Annotated in this window: 1 protein-coding gene; it reads right to left on the bottom strand. The window is 37.2% G+C overall.

The genetic code is table 11. The features are described from left to right. Window positions 1-382 (bottom strand): Ig-like domain-containing protein (locus Z054_RS31715; protein WP_035091677.1); only part of this gene is annotated, 382 nt, incomplete at both ends.

The following is a 382-nucleotide window of genomic DNA, read 5'->3' on the forward strand; positions in this document are numbered from 1 at the left end:
GCTGCTGCAGAAGAGCACCATCCTGGAACATTACATTTAAACTTTTCGCCTTCATTTTGTACTTCCTGATCTTTGCTATATGAAGTACCCGCAGCATATTGTGGTAATCCTCCACAATTACCATTTCCTACTGTAGTTACCGAAATTGATATCGCAGAAGAAGTTGAAGTAGCTCCACCGTTATCAGTAGCTTTAGCAGTCAACGTATAATTTCCTACAGATGCGTTAGAAATTGTATATGCATAAGGACTACTAGTATCTTCTCCCAGTTTTGTAGTTCCATTAAAGAACTCTACTTTAGTAATAGTTCCATCACTATCAGAAGCATTTGCAGTGATAGAAACTGAAGCTCCTTCATTAAAAGAATCATTATTATTTGGAG

The sequence above is a fragment of the Aquimarina macrocephali JAMB N27 genome (assembly GCF_000520995.1).
Taxonomy (GTDB): domain Bacteria; phylum Bacteroidota; class Bacteroidia; order Flavobacteriales; family Flavobacteriaceae; genus Aquimarina; species Aquimarina macrocephali.